Below are 26,375 nucleotides of genomic sequence, written 5' to 3' on the forward strand. Positions count from 1 at the left end.
TCAAGAGAAAAATTATGACAGATTCACAATTTTTATTCGACCGTCACCAGATTGAAATTTTCAAAAACTGGATACGCCGACGTTTCATTGATGAGGTTGACTTTCAACAGATGCCAGTGAGTTGTGCCCTGGCGTGGTCAGCTGCACTCAAAGAATTGTCCCAAACAGTTGCTCATGAAATAGTTCCATTTCGCCGCGGTGGGGGTCGTGAGTCATGAGTAAGCAGCTAACACTGTTTGACTTGAGTGCGATCGCACCCGTGCAGGCCTTACCTGTATACGACCCAGCTTGGGATAAACATGATACAGTTGACCATCAAATAACCCGGTTTGATAATTTCTCTCCTGAGTGCCCATCATCTCAGGAGGCTTTTTCTCCTCATGTTCTGGAACAGGATACAGCAGTAACTCTCCCTGTAGTTGAATACTTGGAGAAAATCGCTGGCGATCGCCTGAGCGTTGTTCTGGAACGCGATACCAAAAATGCTGTTCCAGAACGTATTAAACCTGTTCCAGAACAACCCCAATGGGTAGAAACCTACTCTCCTTCAAAGCGCAAAGCCAATACTTACTATCGCTACTGCTACAAGCAACGGGGGAAAATTCACCATATTCATATACCCGGCGGGAATACGCGATCGCATTTAGCCCAAAGTCGGAAGTTGGAAGTTGAAAGTGCGATCGCGGATGGAGAATCGCCAGTTGAGATTGAGCAGTTAATTCGCTCTTGGAGTAATCGATAGCCATGACAGAAAACATATCAGCCTACCCCCTCAACTGGGCACTCATCTACCCGCGAACACCTTCACATCAGCGCCAGGAGGCACAGTTTAAAGTTAAATTTGGCATTGCTCGCGATCAGTTGCTGCACGAGCTGCAATTACTAGGTGCAAGTAACGTGATTATCTCTAGCAACGTACAATTACGCCGTGACGGACTGCCATATGCCAATTTTAAAGAGCCGGAAGATCCGGGCGTGGCAGTTTACTTCCGAATTAAAAAGAAAAACTACGTACTGTGCTGTGACAAATGGCTGACGGTGAGAGACAACCTCAGAGCAATTGGCTTACACTGTGCAGCCATACGTGGAATGGAACGCTGGGGTGTTGGCAATGTGGAGCAAGCCTTTACGGGGTATCAAGCATTACCACCAACTCAGCCAAAGCAGTGGTGGGAAGTGCTTGGTGTTGATGCTCAGGCTTCAGCTCGTCAAGTCAGAGAAGCCTACCGAAAGCTAGCACAACAACATCATCCAGATATCGGCGGTTCCGCCCAAAAAATGACGCAAATCAACGCTGCTTACCAACAAGCAAAACAAGCCCGTCGTTTCAGCTAATTTTTAAACAACGCCTGCGGATTCTCCTGCAATATCTTCTGAAACTTCCTGAGTTCATCCCAAGCACGGGTGTTAATGTCGAGTTCTCTGGAGTTTTGATTTGGGTGATAATTAGTACGCTTGTACGCTATATATTTCTCTATCACCTCAAGAATTAAGGAAATATCCCTCGCGTGCTGGGAGATACCATCAAAATCATGAGTTCGTGCGTCAATCGCCCTAGCATAAGCCATAACTTGGGGTTTGAGAGCAATAGGAATACGAGCTGTTGTAGTTTCGCCGTGTAGCCAACTGCTACCACTGTCCCAAGTCGTGCTAGTCCTTGCCATATCATCTCAAATGCCGTGTAACACGGCAAACTTTACCATGAGGGCATGAAAAATGCGATCGCACTACTTGGGAATTGGGATGCTAAAGTGCGATCGCGCAGGAAAATTGGCTGAAGCTACACCATAACTCACGGGTCAATTCTTAGTGACGGCGGGTAAAGTTCATCAACTTCATCCCATGCCTGATTTGCCAATGCCTCAAGCCCTTGAGCCAGGGTCAAAGGGTCGTCGTATTCGCCAGCTTGCAAGCGCTGGTAGAAAATCTCCAATTGTAGAAACATTGGATTCATAGAGTTGCGATCGCCCCCTTAACCTCATCGATGTCAATGTCAATGTAAGGGTCTAAGCCCTTCTCATCGCGGTGTCCGGTGATTTTGCGAATTACAGACTTTGCAGTTCCATTTTTGCGGAGTCGATTGACTAAACTGCGGCGGGTAGTGTGAGTTGAGATTCCGCGCGTACCCATTCCGGCACTTTCAGAAGCTCGTTTGAGGATATCATAGGCATTTCGCCAGGTGATTGGCTTACTCCCACACCTGGAGGGGAAAAGCCATACTGACTCACCAGGCTGGAATGCCAAAAGCGATTGCTTGAGATTGTCATGCACTGGAATTTCCACCGTATCCGCCGTTCCATCAGGTCGATGCTTGCGGATAATTCCCTGAAAAATCAATATTTCCTTGGGACGGCCTTTAGCATCGTAAACATCACTAACCTTGAGTTGAAGCAACGCCCCCCATCTTTCACCCGTGTACCAGGCCAGATCCAAAAGTAATTTATATTTATCCGTCCGGACTTGTTTACGAATTTTTACAAAATCACTATCTGAGATTACCTCAGCTTTTCCGCGTCTGTTATTTTTAGGCATAAAAGAATTGAATTTCGCGTATTCCACTTTTACCCATTGTGTAGGTAAAAGTGGAATTTTGTAGATATCCACTATTAGTAAATATTTGCTCAATCCTAATGCTGGCAATGCTTACACGCCATCAGAGGATATACCACTTCTACATAAAAGTGGAATATTTACTTAATTTTGAATTGCCAATAAAACGGATTTATTCACTTCAATAAAAATCCGGTTTTATGGCAGAACCAACCATCGCTCAAATTTTTGGGACAGGTGCAACCAGACTAGCCAGTGGCGCATCAGCACCAAGCGCAGGTTTATTTATACCCGACACAGCATTAATAGCAGCCGGATTGACAACCCCGACAACTGCAAGTGGTGAGGGGCATTTTGTAGCTGTACTTATTAACGGTCAAACATACCTCACTCAAACAGCGTTTGATTCCAACATTGACCAGTCAATTTATGTCAGCACTGGCTTTTCTAGCTTTACAACCAGAGGTACAGACAACGACCCATACACCGTTCGTCAACTGACAATTAACCTTGCCAAATTAGATGACGGTTCTACCCTAAATCCAGGTGATTACTAATGGCTAAATGTTGGCTACTTCTATTCGAGAATTGTGACGGCGTTAAAGGGCATGGCTATATTTCAGCCGATACTGTCGGCACTATTTCCGGTTCTTGCGGCGTAATTTTAATAATTAACGGATCTAATACTGGCATTGGCGAAAGATCGGCCACATGGATAGATGTAACCACTGCTGGCTACGAAATTCCTAGTGAATATGCAACTAACTACGGAAATTCTTGTACGCCTGCACCCGTGCAAAAATATGACTGCGTAAATGGAGCATTACCTCCAGATTTTAACCACTGGGAACACCTGCAAGATATGCTCAGGCTTTACCACAATAAGCTAGTAAGAGCGTATTTTAAAAATCAACCTGATGGCGATATCTCCAGCCCCAAACCAGCATTAAAACAAGCTTGTCTCATAGATGATGCTGATACTGTAGCCATGACCCAACTACGGTTATGGCTCTTTGAAATTACAGTAGGTCACGCTCAAAGTCTGCAAACTCCTATTTACGGTATTCCCGTGCAAGAATTTCAACGGGATGCCAAATTCAAGCCACAAATAAAACTCTATTTCAAGGAACCATATGATTTTGAAAAACATGGTGATGGGACAGAGCAAGTACGCGGTGAAATTGGCTTCCGTATTATGAATAGAACAGCCGATACAATATCACGAACTGATGCTGAGGAATATGCACGTGAGATAAAAGCAGAATTTGCAACTCCTCCATTAATTTGGAAGAAAGGCAAGTACAAATGCACCTATTTGGATTTAGAAAATGGTTATGATTTGCGTCTATTATGTGCTTCTAAAACTGAAGGACAATCAACAGTTCAATCAGTTTTAAAAATATTAGATAAAACTTATAACGATGATAATTTCCAATTTATCGAAAATACTAAAGAATTTCCCACTAATCCTGGCACGCATCGCGTCTATGGCAGGACAGTCAAAAAATTTAGGCAAAGACCCACGGCTGACGTGAAATTTACCCACGCACAACTGATTATTCCCGGACAGGTTAAACCAGTGAACTTGGTAGCTGTGAACGGACGCCTCAGAAGCGTAATTGAGAGCGTCACCACTCCTTGATCGTTCCAATTCTTTTTCGACAAGTTAACTTGTCACTGGTTCAATTCTTCTTAAAAACCAGTGCTAGCTTGGGTTTGAAGATTTTACAAAATCAAATAAATCAAAACCAGATGGGAAAATATTCAGACATTCGTCGTGGTGTAGAGTTGAACGCTGCTCTTACCAAGTTACGTGCATGGGAAGATTTGTCACGCGATGCTAAACAGTCCTTATACGCCGGACAGAAAACAGCGACCGGGACTAAAGTTAATCTCAAAACAGTTAAAGGATATGTGGAATCATTTACCTTTAATGGAAGAGTCTTTTTGCCAGTCCGACTCATTGATGATGCTGGACAAACATCTAATGGGGTCATGACCACTTCAATTATTTCTACTTTGCGAACAGCTGTAGCGGCGGATGATAGAACTCGCGCCGCTAATTTTACCGTTCCAACTGGCGGCGTCAAAATGGACGGCTTGAAGGGATTCAAACCAGCTAAGGCATCCCTGGTAATTAGAGGTGCTGCTGTTGCTGACAACAAATCTAGGGTTACTGATATTCAGTACAAGCGCTACGCCAATAAGAGTATTTCATCTCCTTTTGGACAAAGCACTGATGGTTCTGAGACTTATGCAACGGCTGTTACGGCTATTGCTGCCACTGCCGCTTTGGTAACTCTTCTGGAAACAGAAGGTAATCGCCTTTCATTTACTCCCGAAATTGTTTAATCATGAGTAACATCCTGTATTTACCTGACGATCGCCGCGATCTGTTGATGGTATCAGTCGGCGACTTGCAAGACATCGACGGCATGATTACCATCAATCAAGCTTCTGCTAACTGGCTATCTGGCAAGTTAGATACAGGAACTTACTTTGATACCCTAGACCACTTTGGGATAGACCCAATTGCCTTTGTTCGTCCGGTTGAAGAATTAGCTTTTAACCAAACAATCACAGTTGAACTTTATTTATGAGGCAGTTGCAGCTTGGAAATTCTGCAAACTGGGAAGTAATTCATAACGAAAGCGTTTCAGCAGTACAGTTACCTCTCATTGGGGGTGGTTATAAAATAATCCCCATTCCTGAAATATCTATTGCTGTATTGTTAGATGTTTTTGTCCTAGCTGTTTCAGTTTCTACTAATGTCCCCGAAGGTAGAGAGTGGAAATTTGCAGGTAATCTCCGTCAACAAGTCAGCACAGGAATTGTTTTTGGTGGTTCCCAGGATGCCAGTTTTAACAGGCGATATGCTCTATTTTTAGACAAGATAAATCTGCTACTTTTGCAGCCCATATCTGTTGATTACAGCATTTTTATTAAAGTTCCTGACTGGTTTGAAGATGCCCATGTGATTGTGTGGCGTTACACGGGAACCGATACCGATTCAATCGAGGACTCGGTTAACCAAATCAAAAATGTAGACCTTCCCAGGCTTGAGGCCAAGGTTGACGCGCTATGAATATACAAAACTCAATTCCCTTGATAGCCTTGCTGTTGGCTATCGGGGGCAATGTCATCTGGCTTTTTGTGACCTATGGCAATTCCGAGAAGCGCAAGCTATCTGCTGAAAGGGATTTTAACCATCTTCGGAACAATCAACAAAACATCTCCGATGGGATTGCTCACGGATTTGATGAAATAGAAGGAAAGCTAGAAGTCATTGACCGCAATTTACTTGAGGTCAAGATTTGGATCATGCGTCACGTCAAGCAGCCAGATTAACTCTCTGGGGATTCACTCTAATGAGTGTGCGGCGATTTAACAACCCCACAGCTTTCTATGGAGTTGAACGTCAGGAATTAGTAAGTTAATGCACATCTAAATTGCACCTACATCTTGTTCGGGTTGTCAAGAGTCAAGGATCAACTTCGACTTTTGACCTTTGACTCTGGACAATCCTGATGAGTCACTATGCAACTTAAATGCGTAACAGCTTATTACTGGCTAATAAATAACACCCAATCTTTCAAAAGAGAGTTTACTCGATCTGGTATTTCATCGTGGGGGCAATGACCCGCCATTAAAAAATGTTCTTGCAGCTGCGGATAATATTGACGAAACTTTTGGGAACGTTCTCTAGCATTCATCCAAGGGTCGGCTTCTCCCCACAGTAACAATAAACCACAAGTTAATTGCTTGAGCAGCACATCCACTTTTTCTCCTTGGGGAGTATTAAACACCGAGACAAATACATCGAACGCACCAGCATCGTAAGCTGGTCGATAAATTTCTTCTATCAACTGGTCTGTAATTGCACTCTTATCCAAATAAACTTTTTCTAGAGTTTGGCGAATTACCCAACGTTGTCGCACGTATTGAAATAACAAAAACTGCGCTAAAGGTTGCTGAAACATCCACTTCGCAGTATCACCCAGCAACTTCTGCAATCCCGATTCTTGTTTGGGAGGCTGAATTTGGCTTTGCAAAGCTTCGGGTTCTGATGTTGGCTGCTCGTTAAAAGGCCCTGCGCTGTTTAGTAAAACTACCCCAACTGCACTATCGGGACGTTGCGCCGCCACACACAAGGAAGCATAGCCACCAAGGGAGTTACCTACTAAAACTGCTTTTTGACCGATGATTTCATTAATAAAGTCGTAAAGTTGGTCGCGCCACAAATCACCTCCGTATTGCAATTTAGGTTTGGCTGAACGTCCAAATCCCAATAAATCAATTGCAAATACTTGAAAATCTTGGCTGAGTCCGGAAATGTTCTTGCGCCAATGGTCTGTGGAAGCACCAAACCCATGCACTAATAATAATGGCGGACGTTGCGGATGTTGTTCTCCGGCTCGTACATAGTAAACTTTATGCCCTCGCCACTGCCAGTATTGTCCGGGAATGGGGGTTGTAGAGGGGGCTGTAACTGCCTGCATGATTCTAAAGAAGTGTGAAGTAGCTTTTAATAATTGTAATCCAGTACCCAGTTCGGTTGAAGGTCGTGAAAACCAACATTAACTATCAGGTTTTTATTTTATTGAGTGTAATATTTACTACATAGAATTTCTGCTTTTGAATCTTGGATAAACATAGTTAAAAACTATTATTTAGTATTAGTTTTGTTCGTATTTCATCTAAAATTTGAGTTTATATATGCCAATTTTATTAGCATCAAAAATTATTTTTTGTTCCTTAAAATTTGTCTGAGTAAAAAAGCTTACATTAGCAAAAATGATGTAAAGTTAAAGCTTATTTAACCTTGACTTAACCTTATGTTAATTAAATATCAAGAATCTAGTTAATGGTAACAATATAAAAATTAATTAGTACAAAATACCTTGAGATACAGTCCAAAAATTATTTAAATACTAGTTAATTTGATAAATCAGAATTTTGGAAATAGTTATAGGTAATAAATAGTTATTTATTTGAATTAGTTCTTATAGCGATTCCCAAATTTGTGATACAAAAGGATAAACGCAGATGAACACAGATAAATTTGTATCTCATCAGGCTAGGAAATGCTATACCTGATACCATTTCCCGTTAATCATAATACAAATACGTTGGTAAAGGCATGGCAATGCCATACCCCTATGACAACTCTATCTGTATCAAAGTTTTTGTTAATTGATATGAATCAAATTGCAATTTGAATCTTGCTTAATATTCGCAGATATTTTATCTATACTTCTGCAAAATTTTTCTCTGAATAAATTAATATGGTCAAAGCTAAACAGATAACTACAACTATTAACTTAAATGACCCGCAATATTACTTTAATCGAGAGTTAAGTTGGTTGGAATTTAATCGGCGGGTTTTGCATGAAGCATTAGATCTGCGTACACCTTTATTAGAAAGACTGAAGTTTACTGCTATCTTCAGTTCTAATTTAGATGAATATTTCATGATTCGTGTAGCAGTTCTCAAAGAGCAAGTTCAAGCGCAGGTAAGTAAACGAACGCCAGATGGACTGACTCCACAAGAACAATTAACCGCGATCGCACAATTATTACGTCCAATGGTAATGCAACAGCATCACCATTTTGAGAAGGTATTGCGTTCAGAAATGGCATCTCAGGGGATTCATCTTCTTGATTATACAGATATCAGTTTAGAACAGCGTTCTTACCTCGAAAACTTATTTAAACAGCGGATCTTTCCAGTTCTGACACCCTTAGCAGTAGATCCTAGCCATCCCTTCCCTCGCATGGCTAATCTTAGTTTGAACTTAGCTGTAGTTGTCAAAGATCCAGTTACAGAAAAGCAAAAGTTTGCCAAAGTCAAAGTACCAGATATTCTGCCACGATTTATTGAGTTACCTCAAGATTTAGAATCACAAAATGGCACAGTAAATCACTGGATGGGTGTACCTATAGAACAGGTAGTTGCTCACAATTTAGAAACCTTATTTCCTGGCATGGTTGTTCAGGAATATCATCTATTTAGGCTCACTCGCAAAGCAGATTTAGCAATTGCAAAAGAAGAAGCAGATGACTTACTATTAGCAATTCAGCAAGAGTTACGCAAACGACATTTTCGTGGTTCTGTAGTACGCTTAGAAATTCAACCATCAATGCCTCAGTCTGTGCGAGAAATGCTGTGTCCAGAAATGGAATTGACTGAGAGTGATATTTATGAAATAGATGGGCTGTTAAATTTAAAGGATTTAATGTCATTCATGGCTTTGCCATTAATAGAATTGAAAGATCCACCTTGGACGCCAATCATTCCACCTCGATTACACGATATTCATCAATCCAAACAAATAACTAAATTAAAGAAAGCAGAAGCAAGAGAAAATATTTTCTCGATAATTCAACAAAATGATTTATTAGTACATCATCCCTACGAATCTTTTACCGCCTCTGTAGAAGAATTTATCGCTCAAGCGGCGTGCGATGCTCATGTGCTGGCAATTAAAATGACACTGTATCGCTGTTCTGGAGATTCAGAAATTTTTCAATCTTTGATTGCAGCGGCAGAAAGTGGTAAGCAAGTTACAGTGCTTGTAGAATTAAAAGCCCGTTTTGATGAAGAAAATAACATCACTTGGGCGCAATTATTAGAAAAGTCAGGAATTCATGTTGTCTATGGCTTGATAGGGCTAAAAACTCACACCAAAATTGCCTTAGTGGTGCGTCGAGAAGCAGAAAAGATTCGTCGCTACGTTCATATTGGCACTGGGAATTACAATCCGAAAACAGCGAAGTTATACACGGATTTAGGACTTTTTACTTGTCGAGAAGACTTAGGTGCAGATTTAACCGATCTATTTAATTATTTAACAGGTTATGCCCATCAGCCTTGTTATCGCAAGCTGCTAGTATCACCTGTAAATATGCGCGATCGCACGATCGCCTTAATTCGTCGCGAAATTGAACACTGTAAAAACGGGAAAACAGGCCGAATCATTGCCAAGATGAATTCTCTGGTAGATCCGCAAATTATTACCAGCCTCTACGCCGCATCGCAATCTGGAGTTCAAATTGACCTCATCGTGCGAGGTACGTGCTGTTTGCGTCCGGGAATACCTGAAATTAGCGAGAATATCCGCGTCATCAGCATTATTGGCCGCTTTTTAGAACACTCTCGCATTTTTCACTTCCACAATAACGGACACAATGAAGTGTACATTGGTAGTGCTGATTGGATGCCACGCAACTTAGATAGGCGTGTAGAAGCTGTTACACCAGTGGAAGATGCCAAAATCTCGCAAACTTTACAAGACATTTTAGAGATTATGCTGGCAGACAATCGCCAAGCTTGGGATCTGCAATCCGATGGTTCCTATATCCAACGTCATCCCCGTAAGCATGAACCAGAACGCAGTAGCCAAAAGATATTGATGGAAATCTGGCAATCGTTTAAAAGAGATGTCTAAATAATGTCACCATTGTGGTAAATTGCCCTAAGGCTGGAATTCACTGGCTGACAAAGTATGTTGCACATTACAGGCAAAACTAAACTTTTAGGGGTAATTGGGCATCCGGTAGAACATTCCTTATCACCAGTGATGCACAATGCGGCGATCGCTAAGTTGGGATTAGATTATGTTTATCTTCCCTTTCCCATAGCACCAGAAAATTTAGAAATTGCGATCGCAGGTTTTGCGGCTGTTGGGGTTGTGGGCTTTAGCGTCACGATCCCACACAAACAGGCAATTATGCCATTGTTAGCAGAAATTACTCCCATTGCCCAAGCAATCGGCGCAGTTAATACTGTTACTCGCCAAAATAATCAATGGGTAGGGACAAACACAGATATCGAAGGCTTTATTGCTCCTTTGCAAACCACATATAAGCAAGATTGGAGCCAGAAAGCTGCGGTAATTTTAGGTAATGGCGGTGCAGCGAGAGCAGTTGTAGCTGGTTGTCATCAACTAGGATTTGCCGAGATTCATGTTGTTGGGCGCGATCGGCAGAGGTTACAAGAATTTTATGAGAGTTGGAATAATTCTTCCCTAGCTACGAATTTGCAAGTCCATACATGGGATAAATTAGCCAAACTCATTCCCCAAGCAAATTTGCTAGTCAATACAACTCCTATAGGAATGTATCCCAAAGTAAGTGAATCGCCTTTGAGTGCGTTGGAAATGGCAGAGTTACCAACAGGTGCGTTCGTCGGAGACGTTGCCAAAGGCATCGCCTACGATTTAATATACATTCCCAAACCAACGCAATTTCTCCAACTCGCTCAAGAAAACGGTGCGATCGCGATCGATGGATTGGAAATGCTAGTTCAACAAGGTGCAGCAGCCTTAAAAATCTGGTTACAACAAGAAACCGTACCTGTAGAAGTGATGCGCCAAGCACTGCAAAATTACCTGGGTTTAGGCTAGAACCTGAAAATTATTGAATTTCAGATACCCGAATTCTTAAAGAATCGGGTATCTTGTTATTCATAAATAATATAAATCATCTAGTTGAAAAGATTATGTTCTATGCAAAATATAAATAGCGAAACTACTACAATATTTCAACAAAATATTATTAAATTTATGATTTATTCCCTAGATGGATAACACTACTTCACCCGATAATATTACCAATGCGACAAAAAATGACACAGAATTACAATTAATCGCAGCCGAATTAACTACTGAACCTGAAATATTACGGAAACTAGCATTATCTAGCGACAAAATAACTCGTCAGTTGGTTGTAGCTAATCCCAATACTCCTACTGATGTGCTGTTTGATTTGGGAGCAGAATTTCCATCCGAATTGCTAGATAATCCTGTATTTTCATTACTGTTTTTAGAAAATCCCAATCTAGTTGGAGAAATTCCTTTGCCTACCGTGCGAAGCATTCTTAGGCTAGAAAATGTTCCTGTGTATATTCTGGAAAAATTAGCAGATAAGTCAGATTACAAAGCACAAGCACTAGCGCTAGTCAATAACCCCCAAAATCAAAAATTACTGTTAAATCGGATGAATCAAATCAGCGATTCTCTGATTGTGGAATCTGCTCGTCTACATATCAATTTGGCTGGTGAATTAACAGAGGGATACGAGCAAAAAATTAAAGAAGCAATTCAAGGAGCTATCTCTGGCGATCGCCATGTTTTTGCTTACGATCTTGTTGTCCCTGCTCAAATTTGCTATATCCCAGAATTTATTGTGGAATGTTGGGTAAGAGAGCCAATATATGAGCATTATTTGTGTAGGAATATTGCTTATTCTCCTGCTACCGCTGCTACTATTCTCAAACATTTAGCCAAGCATACTGATGGTTACACACGGGATGGAGTAGCCCACAATCTCAATACTCCCCCAGAGGTTTTACGAGAATTGGCAAACAAACAGGAATCAGGAGAACCTCGAATCTTTCTTGCTCGCAATATCAATACACCTAGTGATGTTTTAGAGAGTTTGAGCAAAGATCGAGATGAAAAAGTTCGTATTGGCGTCGCTGAAAATCCTAACACACCCCTAACTGTACTTCAAAATCTAGCGAACGATACAAACAAGGAAGTTGCCCAAGTTGCTGCTAAGGTAATAGGAGAAAAACAAGGGGAATATACTGCTGAAGCAGTCAGAAAAAATCCGAACACTCCCCCCCATATGTTAGAAAAATTAGCACAAAAAGATCCTCACACTGTCTGCCAAAACCCAAATACACCGCCCGAACTGCTTTTAGAATTCTCCAAAAGCGCTAACTCACAAGTTCGTGAATGCGTGGCTAAAAACCCCAACACACCAGTGAACATTTTAGAACAGTTGGCGGATGATGACTCTTCTAGAGTTCGGCAGGCTGTCGCTCAAAACCCGAATACACCAATCAGCGCCTTGGAAAAATTAGCTAGAGACGAAGATGGCACAGTTCGGATGCATACCGCTTCAAAAATCAACTTGTCGCCTGAGATTTTAGAAGAACTAGCGGTTGAGAAATCACATAGTGAAGTGCGTCGAAAGGCGATGCTAAACCCCAGTTTATCAAAAGAAGCAGTGGAACATATTCTTTGCGGGGAATATGCAGCAGAGTACTTAAAACTAAATCCTGATTTTTTATCTCGTCATCCCGATAGCAAGGCTAGGGTAATCAATTACTATGCTCAGTCCGAGTGTTTTTGGGTTCGCTTTATTACCTTACTTCAACCTGAGATTTCTCAGGAATTTCTACAGGAAAAAAGCCTTTCTATCTACTGGTTGGAACGATTAGCTGTGGCGCAAAATCCACAAGCTGCTGAAAAAATCCTCAATCAGCTGGCAAAAGATGGCAATCAGTTAGTTAGGGCAGCAGCAAAAGCTACATCGCAGCATCTCTGTTAATATTAATTGCGATCGCTGTTTTCTAGAATCATCAAAATCGCCGTCAAAATCATCTCTGGTCGATCGATCCACACAAAATGACCGCTTTGTTCGGCTTGAAGTTGCATACAATTTGTCGATAATTGCAGTATTTCATGGTGCATTTGTTCTCTTAAACGATTCGCTGCTCTCATAGGTAGAAATATCGTCCAAGGAGAAGGATGGAAAAAAGTATTGGCTTTGATACTAACTATCGGCAATGTACCAAAATTATTCGCTGACTGAACTTGACGGCTGCTAGTATCTAGATTGAGAATTTCCTGGCTCATGGTCATCCAGTGTTTAGGACGACAGAAAGAACGCTTAACTGGTTTTAAAGTCTCTTTGGGAAATTTTCTTAACTCGCGCTTGATAACTTCAAATGCACCAATCGCTTTTAGCAATCGCACAATCCCAAGAATTGAGCCTAAAAAGGACATCACAAAGCCGGATAGAAAAAACAGTTTCAAGCATTGTAAATGGATGGGCATTTTCAACATAGCCGTTTCATGAAGCCCATCGGTAAGTACCATCCCCATGACTTTCTCAGGAAATTGCTGTGCATACAACCGCACGTTATAACTACCGAAGGAATTTCCTACGAGAATATAAGGAGGTTCAATTTTGGCTTGTGTAAGTAGATAATCGAGTTCTGCAACCATCTGCTGACTCGTTCGCGGATGAGGACTGCGATCGCTCCAACCGTATCCAGCGCGATCGTAAATACAAACTCGTGTCAGCTTGGCTATTTCTGGAAGCAGTAAATAACCCTCAATTCCGCCTAAACTGTGTTCTAAAACAACTGTGGGGCCAGATTCTCCCGCCGTGTAAAGGTGCAACTTATAGCCACCCACATCAATCAGCTGGCCTGGTGGTAGATGACGATCTTCTATCAAGCAAGCGATCGCCTGATAGCAAGTTGTAGCCAACAGTATCATACTGTTGATAGATGATAACATCTCGCAAATATGTATTATTACTAGTTCTTAGACCAGCGCCAATTATAGCGGTTCCATTCGTAAATTCCTTGAATTTCATATTCAGCACCGTTATTAAAACGGACTATGCAATTACTACAGGAATTATTGCCATTACCATTGCCACTTTCCTCAACTTGTAGCACCACGCAAGAAAACCATTCTCGCTTACAGGGGCCATCATCTTGTACCCATTCCCAGATAGCATTGGAAATTTCAATGCGATCGCCTACTCTAAGTTTGAGTGCATCCTCAAAATAAACATATTTATCGAAATGATATGACCGCAGGCGGTTGAGCCATTGTAAACCGTAGCGTTCCCGGATAAATTGTACTTCCCCAGAGTCAGAATCGTGCAGCCAATCATTAAAGAATTGGGCTTTCCAATTACCGTCGGATTGTTCCTTGGTCTTCACGAACTGCAAAAATGCTGCTAATTCTTCTGGAGTCAGCTCATCCAAAGGATTGACAATCTCTAACACCCCAAAGTTAGAATTACCGGGAATTTGCTCTACCACTTGCAGTAATATCTGTTTCTGCATCTCAGTGAGAGGACAGCTGGCTACATCACAACTCTTAAAGGCTGCTTGCAAAGCTGCTTTAATCTCATCCGGAGTCATATGTTAATAGCAAGTTAAGGGTTGTTTTCCCTAATTATTACAAAAGTTAAATGAAAGTCTCCAATATCTTTGGTAGTGAAATTCAGGTAAGCTGAGGATAAAAACAATGCTAAAAACGCCCTGAGGGCGGCTGAAGTGAGTGATATATCTTTCTTCGGTATAAAGGTTACTTAGATTTCGTTGCCACTATTTTTAGATATGGAAAAGAAAAGCAGCATCACATCTTGGTTGGATTTGCTAGGGTTAGCTAGGTCAAATTACTCTATGCAAAAGCGATTAATTGCACTTACTAGGAATTTTAGGTTTAAACCAATAAAGGTAATATTTATTTCTTGTCTTATCGGTGTCTGGTTAGGGGTTTTAACTCCCGATGCTATAGCCCTGACACAAATAAAACTATTTGATATTTTTTATAAAGATTGTCCGCCAGAACTGGCACAAGGCGCTGTGATTAGTAGCGGTTCTGGGGCGGCTAATTGTTTTATCGTGACAGGGAAAGCTGAAAATGGTACTTATAAAACCGTCTACGATGCAGATATTTTCGGACGAATTTATGATGCCAACAACGACCCAGTACTACAAAACCGCACGCGTTTAGGTTCTATTGCCGAAATCCCACCAGGTATCAGCGATTTTGAACTGCGGATTTCTGTACCTGCAAACCAGCCAACTCCATTGAAGCTGAAGCAGTTTAAAGCTGCTGGGTTTAGCGGTCAGGTACGTAAGTAATATTAATTGTGGATTTTAGTTCTCAGTTGGAATTATTAATATTAGGGTGGTAATTTCCCACCCTAACTAAATTTCCATCTTTGCACAAGGTTAAAAAATCAGGCTTTGCTGAATTAGGGGATGAAATTTCACAGATTGAAATTGAAAACTCCCGATCCTCTTTGCGTCTGGAGGCGACGGATACTTTGATGGCAGTTGCTACAAGTCTCTTAACCTGCCTATGCAAGTGTCCTCCTCTGCGTGAGATAAATCATCCCCGATTTAGACAATGCCAAAAATGAATATAGCTTTCAAGGTCGGAAGTAGCCAGTCACCAACTAATTGCAGCAACAAGAAAGCTAATATAGGAGAAAAATCTATACCGCCCAATGGGGGAATAATTGAACGGAAAAGATTCAGATAAGGATCGGTGATCTGGGCCAAAGCAGCAAATGGCTGACTATAAAAGTCAATATTGGGGAACCAGGTCAAGAGCACTCGGATAATCAACAAAACAGTGTAAATCTGGATGAAAGTAGCCAGTGTGGTAATCAGTAGATTCATGGATAGCTTGGTTTCCTGCTAAGTGACAAACAAAGTCTTATCATAGATTTTAATTTAGTCTAGGTCATGGTGTCTGCGGTTCGTGTTGGCAGATAGCACTACACTTAAGCGCTTTCACCACGTCGTTAGGTTTAAGAATCTTTCGTGAGAGAACGCTCATTTATGGCTTGTGGTGGAGTGCCATTCACATTGCCCAGTTGCTTGCGTACATCATCTATTGTGGCATTTAGCTGGGCAATTTTGTCTTCTAGCGATCGCCTTGCTGTTTCCATCTCCATGCCTTCGGTTTCTGAGGCTTTCATCTGACGTCGTTTACCGCCGATTTTTCTAGCTTCCTCTTGGTTATTCGGCAGTTCTGCATCCTCATCTGCCTCTAATTCCACATCTTGACGAGTAGCAATCAAGGCTCCGACAACGCCACCGACAACAGAGCCGAAAATTGCTCCAGCAAAAAATCCACTGACAAAACCATCACGCTGACTCATATCCTTAACCGCCTTGACGAAACTTGGGGACTTTTACACTTTTACACTAGTAAAGTTATTTTCCTACCCTAGCTGCATAGTAGCTCAAGTCCCGAAGGTGCGATCGCCTGCATCTCCCAATCCCGGTACAATAAATCCTTGGTCGTTGACTAATTCATCAATCGTCGCCGTGTAAATAATCAAACCTGGATAAGCAGCACTCAGTTTTTGCAAAGCTGGGGGAGCCGCCACTACACAAACAATCCTCGTCAAAGCTGGATCTACACCCCGTTGTGTCAATTCTGCCATTGCTGCCATCATTGACCCACCCGTAGCCAACATCGGATCGGTAATTAACACCCGCGTTTGCGGATCGAATTTTTCGGGTAATTTGTTCAGATAGCAATAAGGTTGTAGTGTTTCCTCATTGCGCACTAAACCCAGGTGATAAATTGAAGCCAAAGGCAGCAAAGTCTGTGCGCCTTCTAATAATCCTAACCCTGCCCGCAGAATCGGCACTACTGCCACAGGCACTTGTGGATCAATCAAAGTTGCTGGTGAAGAATCCAAAGGACTCTGTACCGTTGTCTCTTGCGTTGGCAACCACTCTCGTGCCGCTTCATAAGTCAACCATCTGCCCAACTCCACCATTGCACTACGAAATAATACTGAAGGCGTGCCAGCATCGCGAGCAACAGCCAACCAGTGCTTGATCAGGGGATGGGGTGGAACATAAACACGCAGTTGTAGCGTCATAGCCAAAAATCGGCGGTTTCTAATTATATAAGAACTGAAACATCATAATACTCTGTCCTGCCTCCGACTGGCAGCTAAAATCACAACCCTTTAACTTATTGATAATAGTTTGCATTAATAGTTGACAGCAATTCTCAATCAAGGTTATATTATTATTCAGTGTTCTCCTCTCTTTAAGGATCGGCAGACGGGATTGGCCAGCAGCAGCAGGCTTGTCCCTCTTTTTTTGCGATAAAAATAAAGCGATTTAAAATTTAAATAGAGTAGACGTAGGTGGGCATTGCTCACCCTACAAATAAATCAAATTGGATTGCTCGATAATTAAATTTTGATAGGTATTTTAACTCTTGAATGTGTGCGCGCCAAAGATATTAAATCGTTTACGTATAATATTTTGTAGTAAAAGTAATATACGATACAATTTTCATAAAAATCTTATGCAACTCCTGACGATTTGTTTGCAATCGTTGAATTTGCAACAATATTAAGTTGTCAGAAGGCTGCTCAAGGTTAACTTTCCTTTTTTGAATTTTCAGTTTTGAATTTTGAATTTTTATGGCTTCTAGTTCCTTATTTGATGTAATTGTCATTGGCTCTGGGATTGGTGGATTGGTGACAGCAACCCAACTAGCAGCAAAAGGAGCTAAAGTACTGGTACTAGAAAGTTATTTAATACCAGGTGGGAGTGCGGGTTACTTTGAACGTCAGGGCTATCGCTTTGATGTGGGGGCTTCAATGATTTTTGGCATGGGGCAAAATGGAACGACAAATTTACTTACCCGCGCCCTGGATGCGGTGAATGTCAGCCTCGAAACAATTGCCGATCCGGTACAGATTCACTACCATCTTCCTGATAATTTAGACTTAAAAGTGGATCGGGTTTATGACAAATTTTTGCAAAATCTTACTGCTTATTTTCCCCACGAACGAAAAGGGATTCGTCGTTTTTATGACGAATGCTGGCGAGTTTTTAATTGTCTGAACAGCATGGATTTGCTGTCGCTCGAAGAACCTAGGTATTTACTGCGGGTATTTTTTCAGCGTCCTTTAGCTTGTCTTGGGTTAGTCAAATATTTACCGCAAAATGTTGGGGATGTGGCGCGACGCTATATCAAAGATCCCCAATTGTTGAAGTTTATTGATATAGAGTGCTATTGCTGGTCGGTAGTGACCGCTAACATGACACCAATGATTAATGCTGGCATGGTTTTTTCTGACAGACACTATGGTGGAGTTAATTACCCTAAAGGCGGGGTAGGAAAAATTGCTCAAACATTGGCAGCAGGTTTAGAAAAGGCTGGCGGTAAAATTCAGTATCAAGCCAGAGTGACGAAAATCATCACCGAACGCGGAAAAGCTGTAGGCGTGAAACTCGCTAATGGTCAAGTCTATCGGGGTAAACGCATAGTTTCTAACGCTACACGCTGGGATACTTTTGAAAAATTATTACCTGTAGAGTCTATGCCACGTAATGAGAAAAAGTGGCAACAAACTTATAAAAAATCACCCAGCTTTTTGAGTTTGCACATGGGGGTGAAAAAATCAGTTTTGCCTCAGGGTACAGAGTGCCATCATATATTGCTGGAAGACTGGCAGCAAATGACTGCACCACAAGGCACAATTTTTGTGTCAATTCCCACTTTGCTTGACCCTGATTTAGCTCCAGCAGGATATCACATCATTCATGCTTTTACACCCGATTGGATAGATAATTGGCAGGGAATGAACGAAAGTGAGTATGAAGCTCACAAAGAAGCAGCCGCATGGCGAATTATTGACAGATTAGAGCAGATTTTCCCAGGTTTGGATGCAGGATTGGATTATTTGGAGGTAGGAACACCCCGCACCCATCGTCGCTTTTTGGGAAGAGAAGATGGGACTTACGGGCCAATTCCCCGACGTAAATTGCGGGGGTTGTTGGGAATGCCATTTAATCGCACGGCAATACCCGGATTGTACTGTGTAGGGGATAGTACCTTTCCCGGTCAGGGATTAAATGCGGTGGCATTTTCTGGCTTCGCCTGTGCCCATAGAATTGCCGTAGATTTGGGCTTGTGATTTTTTGGGTATTGAGTTAGAACTTTCCGGAATTCGCGATCGCCACTTGTAAATTCATTGCGGCAGTATATAATTTCTGGCAACACGTCAATTTTATATTTTTGTAACCAATACTTACTTTTAATTACTTCATCTTCAACTTACGGAAAGTTTTAACTAATGCAACTCACACACAAAAAGCATATTCTCAAAGCAAGCTGGGTATTAGCCAGCTTTTTAAGTACGTTACTGATTGGTTCGACAGTGAAAGCTGCGACAGTCGCCAATTGGCATTTTGATAGCAACCGCAATCATCTAGATTTCACCACAGATGAGAATGTCCAACCGAGAGTTCAATTGCTGGCTAACCCCACTCGTCTAGTTATTGATTTACCAGGAGTTACTCTGAAATATCCCCCAATTAGTCAAAGGATAGGGCTTGTAACTCAACAAATTCAAATCGGACAGTTGGACGCTCATACTACTCGCATCCAAATTTCTTTAGCACCTGGGTACACCTTAGATCCATCGCAAGTTAAGCTACAAGAGGAATCTTCAAATCATTGGTCTGTGCAGTTACCCCAAATCACCAGAATGGCAGTAACTCCACCAAGTATTTCACCAGTGGTTAATCCAGAGCAACCCAGCACGCCGCCAATAGTTAGTAATAAGAATTTGTTTGCTGGTGTTGTACCTTTGAATTCATCAATGAAGGCTTTAGAACCGCAGATTAAAGCCTTGATGAATCGGTACAGTTTTCTACAAACAGGGATGTTTTTCCTAGATTTGGATACTGGGAATTATTTGGATATTGGAGGCGATCGCGTTTTCCCAGCAGCTAGTACAATTAAACTGCCAATTCTGATTGCCTTTTTTCAGGATTTAGATGCAGGTAAAGTCAGGTTAGATGAAACGCTGACGATGCGCGGAGACTTAGTAACCAACGGTTCTGGCGTGATGCAGTATGAGCGTGTTGGTAAAAAGTACTCGGCTTTGGAAACTATCACCAAAATGGTGACTATTAGCGACAATACCGCCACCAACATGATTATCGATCGCTTGGGTGGGGCGGCGAAACTAAATCAGCGTTTCCGCAGTTGGGGATTGAAAGATACTGTAATTAGGCGTCTTTTAGCTGACTTGAGAGGGACTAATACCACCAGTTCGCAAGACATGGCGCGAGTATTGGCTTTGTTAGTGAATAACAAGCTGGTTTCTGAATCAAGCAAAGAGCAAGCATTGGATATTCTGCGTCACACCACCATTCACACCCTGCTACCCGCAGGTTTAGGAAAAGGTGCAGTTATCGCCAATAAAACTGGAGATATCGGTTTTCTGATTGGCGATGCAGGATTTATTACTATGCCAAATGGTAAGCGTTATTTAGCAGCTATTTTTGTGAAACGTCCTTATAAAGATTCTCGCGGTAGAGACTTTATTCGTCAGGTTTCTCAGCTGGTTTACAATTACCTAAATCAGCCTAACCCTGTGGCTGCGGTTGGTTCTCCTAACAGCAGGAATTTCTAGATTCGGTAATAAACTTGTATAATTGCCACTCCCCATGCGTAGCACGCAGGGGATTATTGCTTCATAAGGAAGCCAGAGTTTTACAACTTCCGAGTTACAACCTGTGCTTCCACAAACTATCCTCCTTCCCCTCTCACTATTTTGTACATTTGCGTGAAATCATCCGGCAGCTATGGCAAGATAACTGGAAATCACAAGAGATAGGAAGGAAAATCTCAAATTATGAAAGTAAATCAGTCGCTGCTAAGAGTGTTTAGCAGCCGTAAGATGGGAGCTTTGTTATTTTTGGGCTTTTCATCTGGTTTACCGTTATATCTGACCAGCCAGACATTACAAGCTTGGTTGACTAAAGAAGGAATTGGCTTGGCAGCGATCGCAGCTTTTAGTCTAGTAAAATTGCCTTATTCTCTCAAATTTCTCTGGTCGCCGCTACTGGACAGATTTGTACCCCCGTTTTTAGGACGGCGTCGAGGTTGGTTAGTAATTACCCAAGTAGCATTACTATTGGGTATCGTGGCGATGGCTTTACAAAACCCATCGCAAAATCTGCAACCTTTAGTAATTGCTGCGGTAGCTGTTGCCTTTTTTAGCGCCAGTCAAGACATTTTAGTTGATGCCTACCGTACTGATATAGTTGAAGCACAAGAAAGAGGCGCTGGGGCTGCGATTTATCTGTTGGGGTATCGGATTGCCATTCTAGTTACAGGTTATGTCACCTTATTTTTAGCCGATAGAATGCCTTGGCAAGTCGTCTACTTATTGATGTCCCTATTAATGCTTGTAGGCGTGGTAAGTTCTATATTTGCACCCGAACCAGTTTTAGAGAATCGCCCTCCTCAAACTTTATCCGCTGCTGTTAAATTACCCTTTGTGGAATTTGTCCAACGTAATGGTTTACTTCAAGCACTTTTAATTCTCATTTTCATTGTTATCTACAAGTTGGGAGATTCCCTCCTGAAGAATGTATCTACCCCATTTTTGTTAGATAAAGGCTTACATTTCACTCAGTCCGACATAGCATTTCCTGGAGCTTTAGGAATTTTTGCCACCATTGTTGCTACCTTAGCAGCAGGTGCAATTATGACCAAAATAGGTGTTAATCGCTCTTTGTGGATCTTCGCTATACTTCAAGCTGTCGGCAATCTAGCCTTTTTCGCATTAGCGCTTGTAGGTAAAAATTACTATCTCATGATAGCTGCTGTAAATATAGAACAATTCTGTGCTGGCTTAGAAACAGCTGCTTTCGTGGCTTTCTTGATGAGTCTTTGTAATCCCAGCTTTTCTGCAACTCAGTACGCTTTACTTTCCAGCTTGCAGGGTTTTAGTAGAGATATCCTCACGGCTCCCGCAGGTGCATGGGCCCAAGCTACTGGCTGGTCTACATTCTTCTTAATTACAGCTATAGCAGCTTTACCTGGATTAGTGTTGTTACCATTTTTTGCTCCCTGGAACCCCAAGCCAGTAGCAATTCCTAGACCAGGATTAGAAGAAGATGAGGATGTATGGGAAACCAAGTAGTTATTATTGTTGGCACGTTTATCCTTCTGCTTACCGGACTGCTACTAGGCTACGTTCTCTCGCAGTTAGTATTAGGATTTTTGGGTTTTAACCTCCTAACTTTTTTGGGAACGCTCAGTCTGATTTTAATTTTTGGCACGCTGTATTACGTTTTATTTTGGCAATTGCGTCGAGAGCAGTCACAACCCTTCAATGGCGGAATGTCAAATCAGACAGACGACCTGCTGTATGAAAACGATCTCAAAAACACGCTAATTGCTAGATTAGATGGTGACATAGACACTGCTGAACGGTTAATTGAGCAAGCTCGGCAGGAATATCCTGGTAGACCTGAAGCTTGGTATGTTGAGAAAGTACTTAATGATTTAGAAGGCGATCGCTGATAACTTGATGTTTGCGATCCGCAGAACATCGCTAAAATAAATCCAGCAAACTTTACAAATCTACAACTAGTTTCTGAGCTAGCTCTTTCTCATTCAAATATGGCTATTTTTCGTCAATACATTGCCCCTTTGCTCGTAGTGCTAGTATTTATCCTCGCCCTAGTAGCAGTCAGCGCCCGCATCTTTTTACCTTCCGATATGGCTGCACCAGCACCAATTGAAGAAGTAGGGCTAATTGTTCCATCCCATAACTCAGTTAGCTAACTTAGAGCAGTGTCAAAATTGCCTGAGCAACTGCTACCAGGGTACAGTATTCGCCTTGGCTCCTCCTTGGATCGGGCGCTACTAGTCAAGTTCATGCAACGGAGTTACCAGGATATTTTTCCCCAAGGGGACTTCTCCCATCTCGCCCAAACAGTCGAGCAATACTTCTCTAGTCAAACGCCTTTGTGGTGGGTAGATGAGGATAGGGGAGCATTTTCTACCTTGTCCCCCGTTGCTTGTCTCTGGGTAGGAAATGCCATAGATCAAGTTAGTGGAAATCGCCATCCTCATATCTTCTTGCTCTACGTTGTGCCAGAACATCGACGGCGGGGTATTGGTACAGCGTTGATGAAATATCTAGAAAATTGGGCAATTAAAAGAGGCGATCGCCAAATTGGGTTACAAGTATTTCAATCAAACCAACCAGCATTGAATCTTTACAATCAACTTGGTTATCAAACCCAATCCCTGTGGATGGTAAAATCACTCAATATAGAAAAATAAATTAGTGCAGCATGGCAGTACACTTAGGCAGTTAAAATGTGACTAAAAAGTAGCTTTTAAAAACATTACAGCCTTCTGCCTTCTGCCTTCTGGCACTACTATGTATGACGAAGACGACCTAAGCCTACTCGATATCGAAGAGGAGCTAGAAAGCCCCTTGGATCGCATGGAGCCGCTAACTGCTGAATCAGAAGTGGCAAAACCCGATCCCGAAGTGATGCTAGCTCTGTTAGAAAATCCTCAGCCGCAACAACGAATGTTAGCGGCACGTGCTTTTTGTGACATTGAAGATGCCCGTGCTACTCCTCATCTGATTCGGCTGTTAACTGATACCTGTCCCTTAGTACGGGTTAGTGCAGCCTATGGTATTGGACGCAATCCCAGTGAAGATGCGGTAGAGCCGTTAATTACCCAACTCAACCGTGATTGGAATGGCTATGTGCGTAAAGGTGTGGTTTGGGCTTTGGGAAATTGCCGCGATCGCCGTTCTTTAGCACCCCTAGCCGATGCCTTAAGAACTGATATTTCCGCCGTGCGTTTGTGGGCTGCTAGCGCCTTGGCGCAGATGGCAGAAGTCAGTTATGAAGCCGTTGTTGGAGCGATACCACCCTTAATTGAAGCTTTAGTGCAAGACCCCGTAGCCGCAGTGCGGAGTAACTGTGCCTGGACGATTGGACAGTTGTGCCGCGAACTACCATCTAACGTAGTTTATGCGACAGCGATCGACGCTTTAATTCAAGCCTTTGCTGAAGACCAAGATTTAGGAGTTAGAGAAGACGCCAAAGCCTCGCTTTTAGGTGTCGGCGATCCTCGTGGTTTGCAGTTGATCGAAACCTTAGAACAAGAAGGATGGTTCTAATTTAATTAAAAATCCCTCAACAAGTAGCTGAGGGATTTTTTGCATTCTATCTAACCCCCAACATGGATACCTGGACGACGTTCCGGGTCTTTCTCTGCTTTGCGCAGTACCTCACGAGTCACCACAGCAACATCGCCCTCACCAAACAAGATAAAACGCAACAAGTATTGTATGGGGTTTCCCTCTACCCAGCCAAAATAAGCGTGTGGAATCTTACCTGTTTGATCGCGAATATACAGAAGTAAAGCAGCGATCGCATTAGGTACGGCTGCACTTTCAGCACGCAAAATGCGGTAATCACCAACCTGCACTCCTTGAACTTGAATTACATCTGTAAATTCTGAAGCATCCGCTACCATCACCTCTAAAAATAGAATGGGATCGGTAGGCGGAATATGATTATCCTCACGTACTTCTTTTTCTTTGAGAAAATACTCTTCCTCATCACCTGCATTTAATCGATTCGCAATTAATCTAATCGCACCCCGGCTCTGTTCAGCAATTAATTGACGCGCCTTTTCGTCAATTTCAATCCGTTCTACCCGCAGTTCAGTTGAACGCCATACACGGGAAACCAATGAGGTGATAATGATGGCACTGATGAAAAATCCGGCAATCCTAATCCCTTCAGGTCGCTCAATTATATTGGTAATAGTTGTGTATAAAAATAGTAGTGTAATGATGCCAAAGCCAAGTTTTCCTCGCTGACTTCTCTGGCGATGAACAGATAAGGTGACTGCAAATGCAGCTGAAGTCATTAAAACAAGTACACCTGTTGCATAAGCTCCACCTTGAGCTTCGACATCGGCTTTAAAAAGAATAGTGACAACAAACGCAATCGTGATAAATACTACTACTAAAGGTCGTGCGGCTCTCGTCCAACTTGGTGCCATGCCATAACGCGGTAAGTAGCGGGGTACGATATTCAGCAACCCTGCCATTGCCGATGCACCTGCAAACCACAAAATTGTAATCGTACTGATGTCGTAAATAGTACCAAAGCTACCGCCTAGATATTGATGTGCTAAATAGGCTAGGGCGCGTCCATTTGCTTTACCTCCGGTTTGAAATTCTGCGGCTGGAATTAGTAAAGTAGTAACTAAGCTGCTGGTAAGTAAAAAGAAGCTCATAATCCCAGCAGCAGTAGTCAGCAGCTTGTGCGTATTCCGAATGCGTCCCTTGGGATGCTCAGAGATTTCATTATTGCCTTGTACTAGCGGCATAACAGTCACGCCAGTTTCAAAACCCGATAGTCCCAATGCCAGTTTCGGAAATACCAAGACAGCTATACCAACCATAATTAAAGGATTAGAATGCTGTGTGAAAAGTGCAGCTTGCCAGTCAGTAATCAAAGATGGGCGATTAAAGAGCTGAAACAGACCAACATTAATGACAATAAAGTTTAAAAATAGGTAAACTCCAACTAATAATACTGCTATCCCAATAGCTTCTCGAAAACCTCTCAAGAATACTGCTCCCAGCAATGCTATCAGTACTAGGGTAATAGCAACCTCTTGATGGTGGAGCAGACTTGGCATCAGCGGATTTTCGATGATGTGGGCAGTAGCATCAGCAGCTGAGAGGGTAATAGTGATGATAAAATCCGTTGCTACGAAACCGAGTAGGCAAAGTACGAATAGCTTGCCTTGCCACCAAGGAAGCAAATGTTCCAGCATGGCTATCGACCCTTCCCCATGAGGACTTTTGCCAGCTACACGCCGATAAATTGGCAATGCGCCAAACAATGTCAGCAGAACTAAAATCAAGGTAGCCAGAGGCGAAAGAGCGCCTGCTGCTAGTGCGGCAATTCCAGGTTGATAGCCCAGTGTGGAGAAATAATCTACACCAGTCAGACACATAACCTGCCACCAAGGATGCTTACGGTGCGCTTCTGCTTTGCGGTATGGCCCTTCCTTTGGTTTTTGGTCTTCTTCAAGCAACCAGCCAATTAACTGTTTGCTGAACTTCTTTTTGGGCAAACTAGCCATCAAATACTGCTCCTATTATGTAATATATAGATTACTCTGTAAGACATAACTACCATTTCATTAACTCTTTCTAAGTAGTGGCTTGTTGATTAGGGATAACGCACCTACTTTGAGAGAGATTATCGAAATTATTAATCGAGCAATATTTTAACTTTCGTAGAGATTGATGAAGATCCCCCTGATTTACCCTGCCCTGTTATGCTTTTAAACTAAGAAGCTTTTTGCGATCGCTATTTACTCACTTAGGTCAAAAATGTATGTGTCTCGATGATGTCGCGATTGAAAGCTCCAACCCCGCCG

The 26,375-nt window shown here is 42.2% G+C and carries 30 protein-coding genes; 20 read left to right on the plus strand and 10 right to left on the minus strand.

Features of this window, described 5'->3' with window-relative positions:
- The first annotated feature begins 14 nt into the window (after positions 1–14).
- Genes AACU33_RS08860 through AACU33_RS08870 form a run of 3 tightly spaced genes read left to right on the plus strand, consistent with a single transcriptional unit; the run spans position 15 to position 1,335 of the window.
- Positions 15–218: a hypothetical protein gene (locus AACU33_RS08860; protein ID WP_096588167.1), complete on the plus strand. Its 204-nt coding sequence runs from the start codon at positions 15–17 to the stop codon at positions 216–218.
- Positions 215–742 (plus strand): hypothetical protein, encoded by a 528-nt coding sequence (locus AACU33_RS08865; RefSeq protein WP_096588168.1) that lies wholly within the window; start codon positions 215–217, stop codon positions 740–742. The genes AACU33_RS08860 and AACU33_RS08865 overlap by 4 nt, the downstream gene beginning before the upstream one ends.
- Before the next feature lie 2 nt (positions 743–744).
- Positions 745–1,335, plus strand: coding sequence for a J domain-containing protein (locus AACU33_RS08870; protein WP_096588169.1), 591 nt, complete (start codon positions 745–747; stop codon positions 1,333–1,335).
- On the opposite strand, the gene AACU33_RS08875 is transcribed toward AACU33_RS08870, so the two are convergent.
- From AACU33_RS08875 to AACU33_RS08885, 3 genes are all read right to left on the minus strand, one after another.
- A complete protein-coding gene (locus AACU33_RS08875) occupies positions 1,332–1,664 on the minus strand; it encodes a hypothetical protein (protein ID WP_096588170.1) in 333 nt (110 codons plus the stop codon). The two genes, AACU33_RS08870 and AACU33_RS08875, sit on opposite strands and share 4 nt — an antisense overlap.
- 128 nt (positions 1,665–1,792) lie before the next feature.
- Complete coding sequence (locus AACU33_RS08880; protein WP_339375864.1) at positions 1,793–1,945, minus strand: hypothetical protein; 153 nt, start codon at positions 1,943–1,945, stop codon at positions 1,793–1,795.
- Positions 1,946–1,950: 5 nt separating this feature from the next.
- Entirely contained in the window at positions 1,951–2,532 is a 582-nt protein-coding gene (locus tag AACU33_RS08885; RefSeq protein WP_096595193.1) for a tyrosine-type recombinase/integrase, read from the minus strand.
- Positions 2,533–2,750: 218 nt separating this feature from the next.
- Between AACU33_RS08885 and AACU33_RS08890 the strand changes: the two genes are divergently transcribed.
- Genes AACU33_RS08890 through AACU33_RS08915 form a run of 6 tightly spaced genes read left to right on the plus strand, consistent with a single transcriptional unit; the run spans position 2,751 to position 5,898 of the window.
- On the plus strand, positions 2,751–3,107 hold the full coding sequence (locus AACU33_RS08890) for a hypothetical protein (RefSeq protein ID WP_096588171.1): 357 nt from the start codon (positions 2,751–2,753) through the stop codon (positions 3,105–3,107).
- Positions 3,107–4,192, plus strand: a complete 1,086-nt coding sequence (locus AACU33_RS08895; protein WP_339375865.1) for a hypothetical protein — start codon at positions 3,107–3,109, stop codon at positions 4,190–4,192. Before AACU33_RS08890 ends, AACU33_RS08895 begins: the two co-directional genes overlap by 1 nt.
- Before the next feature lie 29 nt (positions 4,193–4,221).
- Positions 4,222–4,902: a hypothetical protein gene (locus AACU33_RS08900; RefSeq protein ID WP_339375866.1), complete on the plus strand. Its 681-nt coding sequence runs from the start codon at positions 4,222–4,224 to the stop codon at positions 4,900–4,902.
- Positions 4,903–4,904: 2 nt separating this feature from the next.
- Positions 4,905–5,150, plus strand: a complete 246-nt coding sequence (locus tag AACU33_RS08905; RefSeq protein ID WP_096588173.1) for a hypothetical protein — start codon at positions 4,905–4,907, stop codon at positions 5,148–5,150.
- Positions 5,147–5,635, plus strand: coding sequence for a hypothetical protein (locus AACU33_RS08910; protein WP_096588174.1), 489 nt, complete (start codon positions 5,147–5,149; stop codon positions 5,633–5,635). The genes AACU33_RS08905 and AACU33_RS08910 overlap by 4 nt, the downstream gene beginning before the upstream one ends.
- On the plus strand, positions 5,632–5,898 hold the full coding sequence (locus tag AACU33_RS08915; RefSeq protein ID WP_096588175.1) for a hypothetical protein: 267 nt from the start codon (positions 5,632–5,634) through the stop codon (positions 5,896–5,898). Before AACU33_RS08910 ends, AACU33_RS08915 begins: the two co-directional genes overlap by 4 nt.
- Before the next feature lie 215 nt (positions 5,899–6,113).
- Here AACU33_RS08915 and AACU33_RS08920 read toward each other — a convergent pair whose 3' ends face one another.
- Positions 6,114–7,049: an alpha/beta fold hydrolase gene (locus AACU33_RS08920; RefSeq protein WP_096588176.1), complete on the minus strand. Its 936-nt coding sequence runs from the start codon at positions 7,047–7,049 to the stop codon at positions 6,114–6,116.
- Positions 7,050–7,835: 786 nt separating this feature from the next.
- On the opposite strand from AACU33_RS08920, the gene ppk1 reads away from it, so the two are divergent.
- The 3 genes from ppk1 (at position 7,836) to AACU33_RS08935 (ending at position 12,888) form a co-directional block, all read left to right on the plus strand.
- Entirely contained in the window at positions 7,836–9,998 is a 2,163-nt protein-coding gene (ppk1, locus tag AACU33_RS08925; protein WP_096588177.1) for a polyphosphate kinase 1, read from the plus strand.
- A 57-nt stretch (positions 9,999–10,055) separates the two neighbouring features.
- Entirely contained in the window at positions 10,056–10,955 is a 900-nt protein-coding gene (locus AACU33_RS08930) for a shikimate dehydrogenase (protein ID WP_096588178.1), read from the plus strand.
- Between the two features lie 175 nt (positions 10,956–11,130).
- Positions 11,131–12,888, plus strand: a complete 1,758-nt coding sequence (locus AACU33_RS08935; RefSeq protein WP_096588179.1) for a hypothetical protein — start codon at positions 11,131–11,133, stop codon at positions 12,886–12,888.
- Between the two features lie 2 nt (positions 12,889–12,890).
- Here AACU33_RS08935 and AACU33_RS08940 read toward each other — a convergent pair whose 3' ends face one another.
- Both AACU33_RS08940 and AACU33_RS08945 read right to left on the minus strand, forming a co-directional pair.
- Positions 12,891–13,844 carry an alpha/beta fold hydrolase gene (locus tag AACU33_RS08940; RefSeq protein WP_339375867.1) on the minus strand — a complete coding sequence of 318 codons (954 nt, stop codon included), beginning with the start codon at positions 13,842–13,844 and terminating at the stop codon, positions 12,891–12,893.
- Positions 13,845–13,885: 41 nt separating this feature from the next.
- Positions 13,886–14,503, minus strand: a complete 618-nt coding sequence (locus AACU33_RS08945; RefSeq protein WP_096588181.1) for a hypothetical protein — start codon at positions 14,501–14,503, stop codon at positions 13,886–13,888.
- A 264-nt stretch (positions 14,504–14,767) separates the two neighbouring features.
- Here AACU33_RS08945 and AACU33_RS08950 point away from each other — a divergent pair, with 264 nt between their 5' ends.
- Positions 14,768–15,232 carry a biotin carboxylase gene (locus tag AACU33_RS08950; RefSeq protein WP_096588182.1) on the plus strand — a complete coding sequence of 155 codons (465 nt, stop codon included), beginning with the start codon at positions 14,768–14,770 and terminating at the stop codon, positions 15,230–15,232.
- Positions 15,233–15,493: 261 nt separating this feature from the next.
- On the opposite strand, the gene AACU33_RS08955 is transcribed toward AACU33_RS08950, so the two are convergent.
- The 3 genes from AACU33_RS08955 to upp form a co-directional block, all read right to left on the minus strand.
- Positions 15,494–15,775, minus strand: a complete 282-nt coding sequence (locus tag AACU33_RS08955; protein WP_096588183.1) for a YggT family protein — start codon at positions 15,773–15,775, stop codon at positions 15,494–15,496.
- Between the two features lie 131 nt (positions 15,776–15,906).
- Complete coding sequence (locus AACU33_RS08960; protein WP_096588184.1) at positions 15,907–16,260, minus strand: hypothetical protein; 354 nt, start codon at positions 16,258–16,260, stop codon at positions 15,907–15,909.
- An 84-nt stretch (positions 16,261–16,344) separates the two neighbouring features.
- Complete coding sequence (gene upp, locus AACU33_RS08965; RefSeq protein WP_096588185.1) at positions 16,345–16,995, minus strand: uracil phosphoribosyltransferase; 651 nt, start codon at positions 16,993–16,995, stop codon at positions 16,345–16,347.
- A 555-nt stretch (positions 16,996–17,550) separates the two neighbouring features.
- Here upp and crtH point away from each other — a divergent pair.
- The 7 genes from crtH (at position 17,551) to AACU33_RS09000 (ending at position 24,087) form a co-directional block, all read left to right on the plus strand.
- Positions 17,551–19,053, plus strand: a complete 1,503-nt coding sequence (gene crtH / locus AACU33_RS08970) for a carotenoid isomerase (RefSeq protein ID WP_096588186.1) — start codon at positions 17,551–17,553, stop codon at positions 19,051–19,053.
- A 159-nt stretch (positions 19,054–19,212) separates the two neighbouring features.
- Positions 19,213–20,559: a serine hydrolase gene (locus AACU33_RS08975; RefSeq protein WP_096588187.1), complete on the plus strand. Its 1,347-nt coding sequence runs from the start codon at positions 19,213–19,215 to the stop codon at positions 20,557–20,559.
- Between the two features lie 222 nt (positions 20,560–20,781).
- On the plus strand, positions 20,782–22,077 hold the full coding sequence (locus AACU33_RS08980) for an AmpG family muropeptide MFS transporter (RefSeq protein WP_096588188.1): 1,296 nt from the start codon (positions 20,782–20,784) through the stop codon (positions 22,075–22,077).
- The gene (locus AACU33_RS08985) at positions 22,062–22,460 is read left to right on the plus strand and encodes an ABC transporter permease (RefSeq protein ID WP_096588189.1); all 399 of its coding nucleotides are present in this window, start codon (positions 22,062–22,064) and stop codon (positions 22,458–22,460) included. The genes AACU33_RS08980 and AACU33_RS08985 overlap by 16 nt, the downstream gene beginning before the upstream one ends.
- 99 nt (positions 22,461–22,559) lie before the next feature.
- Positions 22,560–22,724 (plus strand): hypothetical protein, encoded by a 165-nt coding sequence (locus tag AACU33_RS08990; protein ID WP_339375868.1) that lies wholly within the window; start codon positions 22,560–22,562, stop codon positions 22,722–22,724.
- 18 nt (positions 22,725–22,742) lie between these two features.
- Complete coding sequence (locus tag AACU33_RS08995; RefSeq protein ID WP_096588190.1) at positions 22,743–23,228, plus strand: GNAT family N-acetyltransferase; 486 nt, start codon at positions 22,743–22,745, stop codon at positions 23,226–23,228.
- A gap of 100 nt (positions 23,229–23,328) precedes the next feature.
- Complete coding sequence (locus AACU33_RS09000; protein ID WP_096588191.1) at positions 23,329–24,087, plus strand: HEAT repeat domain-containing protein; 759 nt, start codon at positions 23,329–23,331, stop codon at positions 24,085–24,087.
- A gap of 50 nt (positions 24,088–24,137) precedes the next feature.
- Here the strand turns inward: AACU33_RS09000 and AACU33_RS09005 are convergent, their stop codons facing one another.
- Positions 24,138–26,075, minus strand: coding sequence for an APC family permease (locus AACU33_RS09005; RefSeq protein ID WP_096588192.1), 1,938 nt, complete (start codon positions 26,073–26,075; stop codon positions 24,138–24,140).
- Positions 26,076–26,375 lie beyond the last annotated feature (300 nt).

Source organism: Calothrix sp. NIES-2098 (assembly GCF_963875125.1).
Lineage (GTDB): Bacteria > Cyanobacteriota > Cyanobacteriia > Cyanobacteriales > Nostocaceae > Aulosira.

What these genes read in the sequence shown, in the direction of transcription:
- AACU33_RS09000 (WP_096588191.1), top strand. Translation starts at nt 23,329, where the DNA reads ATGTATGACGAAGACGACCTAAGCCTACTCGATATCGAAGAGGAGCTA.
- AACU33_RS08885 (WP_096595193.1), bottom strand. Translation starts at nt 2,532, where the DNA reads ATGCCTAAAAATAACAGACGCGGAAAAGCTGAGGTAATCTCAGATAGT.
- upp (WP_096588185.1), bottom strand. Translation starts at nt 16,995, where the DNA reads ATGACGCTACAACTGCGTGTTTATGTTCCACCCCATCCCCTGATCAAG.
- AACU33_RS08905 (WP_096588173.1), top strand. Translation starts at nt 4,905, where the DNA reads ATGAGTAACATCCTGTATTTACCTGACGATCGCCGCGATCTGTTGATG.
- crtH (WP_096588186.1), top strand. Translation starts at nt 17,551, where the DNA reads ATGGCTTCTAGTTCCTTATTTGATGTAATTGTCATTGGCTCTGGGATT.
- AACU33_RS08980 (WP_096588188.1), top strand. Translation starts at nt 20,782, where the DNA reads ATGAAAGTAAATCAGTCGCTGCTAAGAGTGTTTAGCAGCCGTAAGATG.
- AACU33_RS08935 (WP_096588179.1), top strand. Translation starts at nt 11,131, where the DNA reads ATGGATAACACTACTTCACCCGATAATATTACCAATGCGACAAAAAAT.
- ppk1 (WP_096588177.1), top strand. Translation starts at nt 7,836, where the DNA reads ATGGTCAAAGCTAAACAGATAACTACAACTATTAACTTAAATGACCCG.
- AACU33_RS08990 (WP_339375868.1), top strand. Translation starts at nt 22,560, where the DNA reads ATGGCTATTTTTCGTCAATACATTGCCCCTTTGCTCGTAGTGCTAGTA.
- AACU33_RS08890 (WP_096588171.1), top strand. Translation starts at nt 2,751, where the DNA reads ATGGCAGAACCAACCATCGCTCAAATTTTTGGGACAGGTGCAACCAGA.
- AACU33_RS08945 (WP_096588181.1), bottom strand. Translation starts at nt 14,503, where the DNA reads ATGACTCCGGATGAGATTAAAGCAGCTTTGCAAGCAGCCTTTAAGAGT.
- AACU33_RS08940 (WP_339375867.1), bottom strand. Translation starts at nt 13,844, where the DNA reads ATGATACTGTTGGCTACAACTTGCTATCAGGCGATCGCTTGCTTGATA.
- AACU33_RS08870 (WP_096588169.1), top strand. Translation starts at nt 745, where the DNA reads ATGACAGAAAACATATCAGCCTACCCCCTCAACTGGGCACTCATCTAC.
- AACU33_RS08915 (WP_096588175.1), top strand. Translation starts at nt 5,632, where the DNA reads ATGAATATACAAAACTCAATTCCCTTGATAGCCTTGCTGTTGGCTATC.
- AACU33_RS09005 (WP_096588192.1), bottom strand. Translation starts at nt 26,075, where the DNA reads ATGGCTAGTTTGCCCAAAAAGAAGTTCAGCAAACAGTTAATTGGCTGG.
- AACU33_RS08955 (WP_096588183.1), bottom strand. Translation starts at nt 15,775, where the DNA reads ATGAATCTACTGATTACCACACTGGCTACTTTCATCCAGATTTACACT.
- AACU33_RS08875 (WP_096588170.1), bottom strand. Translation starts at nt 1,664, where the DNA reads ATGGCAAGGACTAGCACGACTTGGGACAGTGGTAGCAGTTGGCTACAC.
- AACU33_RS08860 (WP_096588167.1), top strand. Translation starts at nt 15, where the DNA reads ATGACAGATTCACAATTTTTATTCGACCGTCACCAGATTGAAATTTTC.
- AACU33_RS08865 (WP_096588168.1), top strand. Translation starts at nt 215, where the DNA reads ATGAGTAAGCAGCTAACACTGTTTGACTTGAGTGCGATCGCACCCGTG.
- AACU33_RS08920 (WP_096588176.1), bottom strand. Translation starts at nt 7,049, where the DNA reads ATGCAGGCAGTTACAGCCCCCTCTACAACCCCCATTCCCGGACAATAC.
- AACU33_RS08985 (WP_096588189.1), top strand. Translation starts at nt 22,062, where the DNA reads ATGGGAAACCAAGTAGTTATTATTGTTGGCACGTTTATCCTTCTGCTT.
- AACU33_RS08960 (WP_096588184.1), bottom strand. Translation starts at nt 16,260, where the DNA reads ATGAGTCAGCGTGATGGTTTTGTCAGTGGATTTTTTGCTGGAGCAATT.
- AACU33_RS08975 (WP_096588187.1), top strand. Translation starts at nt 19,213, where the DNA reads ATGCAACTCACACACAAAAAGCATATTCTCAAAGCAAGCTGGGTATTA.
- AACU33_RS08950 (WP_096588182.1), top strand. Translation starts at nt 14,768, where the DNA reads ATGCAAAAGCGATTAATTGCACTTACTAGGAATTTTAGGTTTAAACCA.
- AACU33_RS08930 (WP_096588178.1), top strand. Translation starts at nt 10,056, where the DNA reads ATGTTGCACATTACAGGCAAAACTAAACTTTTAGGGGTAATTGGGCAT.
- AACU33_RS08880 (WP_339375864.1), bottom strand. Translation starts at nt 1,945, where the DNA reads ATGTTTCTACAATTGGAGATTTTCTACCAGCGCTTGCAAGCTGGCGAA.
- AACU33_RS08910 (WP_096588174.1), top strand. Translation starts at nt 5,147, where the DNA reads ATGAGGCAGTTGCAGCTTGGAAATTCTGCAAACTGGGAAGTAATTCAT.
- AACU33_RS08895 (WP_339375865.1), top strand. Translation starts at nt 3,107, where the DNA reads ATGGCTAAATGTTGGCTACTTCTATTCGAGAATTGTGACGGCGTTAAA.